We start from the raw sequence: 4,719 nt of genomic DNA, 5'->3' as shown, positions 1-4,719 counted from the left end.
TGCGTTTCTTAATATATCAATTCAAAATACTTATAGTATCTATTATATTGCCAACTATGATTATTGCCGCACCTATTACACCAAATGATGAAGCAATAATTGGCATTGCAGCGATTCACGTGAAACTTGGCGATATGGAAAACGCTCAGCACACACTATTGTCGGTTAGCCAAGAGGGGCAAAACCTTGAGAGCTACCAAAAATTGAATACGGCATTGGGGCTTGCTCAAGAAGCGGAGGGACTGGAAGACACAACCGCCCTTGAACAGAAATTGGCAACCGACCCAAACAACCATCAATTGCGCTATGATTTGGCCATCGCCTATAATGCGGCCGGTGAGAAACTCAAAGCGGCACAAAGCCTCGTCGCCATTATCAAAAATGACAGAGAATGGAATGAGGACGGTGCCCGAACCAAGCTTTTGGAACTGTTTGAAGCGTGGGGACCAATGGACCCAGCGTCTGTCAAAGGTCGGCGAATGCTCTCCGCTGTACTTTTCAGCTAGGCTGATTTGAGGTAACATAGCCAAATGGGTTCTTCAAAAGCCGATAAACTTGTCGCCGCCAAAACCGTACCTTTGCTGCCGCTGGACGGCGCTCTGCTGTTTCCGCGCGCGGTATTGCCTCTGCACATTTTTGAAGAACGCTACGTGGAACTGGTCGACGATGCCCTTTCAAGCAATCGCCTGATTGGCCTTATCCAGCCGCAAAATGCGGACGATGAAAGCGAAGTCCCGCAACTTCAATCCATCGGCACGCTGGGCCGGATCACCCATTTTGAAGAAGTTGGCGACGAACGTTATATGATCGGCCTAACAGGCCTTTGCCGTTTCAACCTTAAGGGCGATTCTGTTTTAAACAACAAACCCTATCGCACAGGCACCATCGACACCTCCCCCTTCAAGCAAGATTTGATTGCCGGATTTGGTGAAAATGATATCGACCGCAATCGCTTTGTCAATTTGTTGCGCTCTTATGCCGAGTTCGCTGATTTTGAATTGGATTGGGATGAGATCAATGAAGCGGGATTAGAAGACCTCATCAACACATGTTCAATGGCCAGCCCCTATGCAGCAAGAGGGCGCCAAGCGCTTCTTGAGGCAGACACATTGGCAACGCGGGCGGAAATGCTGATGGCTTTTGCAGAAATTGAGATGTCGCGCCAAGACGCAAACATCACCATGCAATGACCACGACAAAGCCCAATATTCACCCCCAATTCCTTGAAATACTGGTCTGCCCATTCACCAAAACGCGGCTTGAATGGTCCAAGGATAAGACCGAACTCATTTCCTATGCCGCTCGCCTGGCCTTTCCCATCCGCAACAATGTGCCCTTGTTGATTTTGGATGAGGCCCGCCAGCTGGAGGAATCCGAGCAACGCAATCCAAATCAAAAATAGGCTTAAAACCTAAATTGGGCGACCGCTAAGCAAACGTGGGCCATTGCTTTGCGCAGCTGCGGCATGGCCGATGAATGCGTTTTTAAGAATTGGCAAACGGTCAACGACCCCTAAACCCACATCCCGGATGACCCGCAACGGCGGCAGATTGTTTGAAAACAGTTTATTTAGCCCATCGGTTGCCACAGCCATCAGACCAATATCCATACGCCGCCATTTCTCATACCGCTCAAGAACCGCCTCATGGCCAATATCTTCACCGTGTCGCATGGCCAAGATCACAACTTCAGCCAAAGCCGCCACATCTTTGATGCCCAAATTCATGCCTTGCCCCGCAATCGGATGCACCACATGTGCCGCATCGCCAATCAAAGCAAGTCGATCACCAATAAAGCTCTTGGCAATTTGCAACCTTAGCGGAAAAGCTTGCAAAGGCGCTTCAACAGTTACCTTGCCAAAAGAAGAGCCCATCCGTTTTTCAATTTCCAGCGCCACCTTCGCTAGATCCATATCAAGATACTGCTGAACGTCGGGCGTGCGCTCTGTCCACACAAGGCTTGAGCGTTTGTTGGGCAGGGGCAAAGTTGCAAATGGTCCGGCGGGCAGAAAATGTTCATAGGCGATTTGGTCGTGGTCAAACTCATGCGCGAAAGTAGTCACAATGCCTGACTGCTTATAATCATGCCCAAACGTGTCGATTTTAGCCATCTCGCGCAGAGCCGAGCGCGCACCATCCGCGCCAACCACCAAAGCAGCGCTTAAACCCGTACCGTCTTCAAGCACCACATCGACACCGCTGGTCTTAAATTCAAAACGCGCAGCCTTATTAGGCGCAAAAACCTCAACACCTGATTCTTTGGCCGCCTCAATCAAGACTTTCAGAGTGACCCGATTGGGCACCATATGGGCAAATGGTTTGCCCGGTTTCACATCCCCTTCAAATTGCAAGAATAAGGGACGGTGAATATCGGCCTGATCACTATCGGTGATTTTCATGCCTTTGATCGGCTCGGCCTCATCAATCATTTGGTCCCAAACACCAAGCGCTTCAAAAACAGAGGTAACCCCCAGCGCCAGGGCTGATGACCGCTCGTCGCGTGGCACCTCGAGCGGTCGCACATCGTTGATGGCAACCCGCATGCCTGGCGCAAACTGTTTTAGGGCCAACGCCAACGTCAAACCAACAGGCCCCGCCCCTACGATCAACACATCAAATTGCAAATTCTTCGCCAACTTCTTACTCCGCAAATCACCGCTATCCATTTTAGACCCTTTGAGCAAGCGAGCAAGATATGCTTTGTCGCAGGATGACTAAATTTTGAGCACCGAGCAAATTATGCACATTGTTTAATCATTAGTGAAATTGCTTCGCTATAGACCAATTGAGTCGCCGGTCCTGATTCTTCCATCAAATTCAATCGCTTGGATGGTTACAAAACAAGTTGGCACGAGTCTTGTTGTTATTTGGGCAAGTCAAACGCCGCATGTAAAGGATTTTGCTCATGAAACTACTCGCTGCAATCATCAAACCCTCCCGTCTAGACGCCGTGCGAAATGCATTGAGCGCTAAAGACATTCACGGGATGACCGTAACCGAAGTACGGGGCTACGGCCGCCAAAAAGGCCATACGGAAATCTACCGCGGTGCTGAATATGCGGTGAACTTCATCCCCAAACTCAAGGTCGAGGTCGCTCTGACTGATGACCAATTGGCCGATGTCATCGACCTCATTACCGAAGCTGCTCGCTCCGGACGGATCGGCGACGGCAAAATCTTTGTATTCGACTTGCTCGATGCCATCCGCATTCGCACTGGCGAACGCGCCATTGAAGCACTTTGAACCGATTGAAGGACATTTTGGAGGTCCAAAAAATGATCAAGAATAAGAAAAAAACAATCCTCGCGCTCACAGCGCCGGTAATGGCGGCCGCACTTAGCGTGCCCGCTTTCGCCCAAGAAGCGGCTGCCCCTGAATATATTTCAATCTTCAACACGCTGCTCTTTTTGGTTGGCGGCTTCCTTGTCATGTGGATGGCCGCTGGTTTTGCCATGCTAGAAATGGGATTGGTGCGTCAAAAAAACGTATCCATGCAGGGCCTGAAAAACATCGCACTCTATTCTGTGGCTGGCATCATGTTTTGGGTCACCGGCTACAACCTGATGTACACAGGTGTTGATGGCGGCTTCTTGGGTAGCTTTGGCCCCTATGATTTCCCAGCACCCGGTGCTGATGATGGGAGCGCCGGTTATTCGGTTGCCTCAGATTGGTTTTTCCAAATGGTCTTTTGTGCCACAACTGCCTCGATTGTTTCAGGCACCTTGGCCGAGCGCATTAAATTCTGGCCGTTTTTGATTTTCACAGCTGTTCTGACTGGCATTCTCTACCCCATAACAGGTTCATGGCAGTGGGGCGCGGGCTGGTTGGCCGAAATAGGCTTTTCAGATTTCGCGGGTTCAACTTTGGTCCACTCTGTAGGTGGTTGGGCCGCTCTTGCTGGTGCGCTTCTTCTTGGTGCGCGTGCTGGTCGCTATGGCGAAAATGGCATGGTCACCCCTATGCCCGGTTCGTCCATTCCTTTAGCCACTTTGGGCATGTTCATTCTTTGGTTGGGTTGGTTCGGCTTCAACGGTGGTTCTGTACTGGCGACCTCCGATGTAGAGAATTCGAACTCTGTCGCTGTCGTATTCATGAACACCAACGCTGCCGCAGCAGGTGGTTTGATTGCGGCGCTGATAGTTGCGCGCATGATGTTCGGCAAGGCCGACCTCACTATGGCGCTTAACGGTGCCCTGGCGGGACTGGTGGCTATCACGGCTGAACCCTCTACACCCACTGCCTTGCAGGCGACACTGTTCGGCGCGATAGGCGGTGTGCTTGTGGTGTTCTCCATCATTGCACTGGATAAGATGAAGATCGACGATCCTGTCGGTGCAATCTCTGTGCACGGTGTTGTTGGTCTGCTGGGCTTGTTGTTGGTGCCTGTCACGAACGACGGGTCGTCCTTCAGCGGCCAGATCATCGGTGCAATTACCATCTTTGTCTGGGTCTTTGTCACTAGCCTGATCGTCTGGGGCATCCTCAAGGCCGTCATGGGAATCCGTGTCAGCGAGCAGGAAGAGTACGAGGGCGTGGATATGGCCGAGTGTGGCATGGAAGCCTACCCTGAGTTTGTCGGTGCTGCCGGTAGCGGTTGATATTGACTTTGCGGGCGCGTCTAACGATGCGTGTTTGGGGGGCCTTTCGGCCCCCCTTTTTTTGTTTCATAATAGGTGTCTTCTCATGAGTATCATCCACGCAAAAAGGAATAGGCATAAT

Annotated in this window: 6 protein-coding genes; 5 read left to right on the top strand and 1 reads right to left on the bottom strand. The window is 51.0% G+C overall.

Annotated elements, in window-relative coordinates; genetic code table 11:
- The 3 genes from Q0231_RS03600 to Q0231_RS03590 all read left to right on the top strand — a co-directional run.
- On the top strand, nt 1–506 hold a 506-nt coding region (locus Q0231_RS03600; RefSeq protein ID WP_299345196.1), incomplete at its 5' end, for a tetratricopeptide repeat protein.
- Between the two features lie 24 nt (nt 507–530).
- Complete coding sequence (locus Q0231_RS03595; protein WP_299345193.1) at nt 531–1,190, top strand: LON peptidase substrate-binding domain-containing protein; 660 nt, start codon at nt 531–533, stop codon at nt 1,188–1,190.
- A complete protein-coding gene (locus Q0231_RS03590) occupies nt 1,187–1,402 on the top strand; it encodes a Trm112 family protein (RefSeq protein WP_299345190.1) in 216 nt (71 codons plus the stop codon). Before Q0231_RS03595 ends, Q0231_RS03590 begins: the two co-directional genes overlap by 4 nt.
- Nucleotides 1,403–1,411: 9 nt before the next feature.
- Here the strand turns inward: Q0231_RS03590 and Q0231_RS03585 are convergent, their stop codons facing one another.
- Nucleotides 1,412–2,665: an FAD-dependent monooxygenase gene (locus Q0231_RS03585; RefSeq protein WP_299345187.1), complete on the bottom strand. Its 1,254-nt coding sequence runs from the start codon at nt 2,663–2,665 to the stop codon at nt 1,412–1,414.
- Between the two features lie 239 nt (nt 2,666–2,904).
- Here Q0231_RS03585 and Q0231_RS03580 point away from each other — a divergent pair, with 239 nt between their 5' ends.
- Both Q0231_RS03580 and Q0231_RS03575 read left to right on the top strand, forming a co-directional pair.
- Nucleotides 2,905–3,243 carry a P-II family nitrogen regulator gene (locus Q0231_RS03580; protein ID WP_269393412.1) on the top strand — a complete coding sequence of 113 codons (339 nt, stop codon included), beginning with the start codon at nt 2,905–2,907 and terminating at the stop codon, nt 3,241–3,243.
- 32 nt (nt 3,244–3,275) lie between these two features.
- Entirely contained in the window at nt 3,276–4,598 is a 1,323-nt protein-coding gene (locus tag Q0231_RS03575) for an ammonium transporter (RefSeq protein WP_299345179.1), read from the top strand.
- The last annotated feature ends 121 nt before the right edge of the window (nt 4,599–4,719 follow it).

Origin of the sequence: uncultured Maritalea sp., from assembly GCF_937139385.1 — a bacterium.
Classification (GTDB): domain Bacteria; phylum Pseudomonadota; class Alphaproteobacteria; order Rhizobiales; family Devosiaceae; genus Maritalea; species Maritalea porphyrae_A.
The sequence above is the reverse complement of the archived record's forward strand: the minus strand, read 5'-3'. Positions and strand labels throughout refer to the sequence as shown.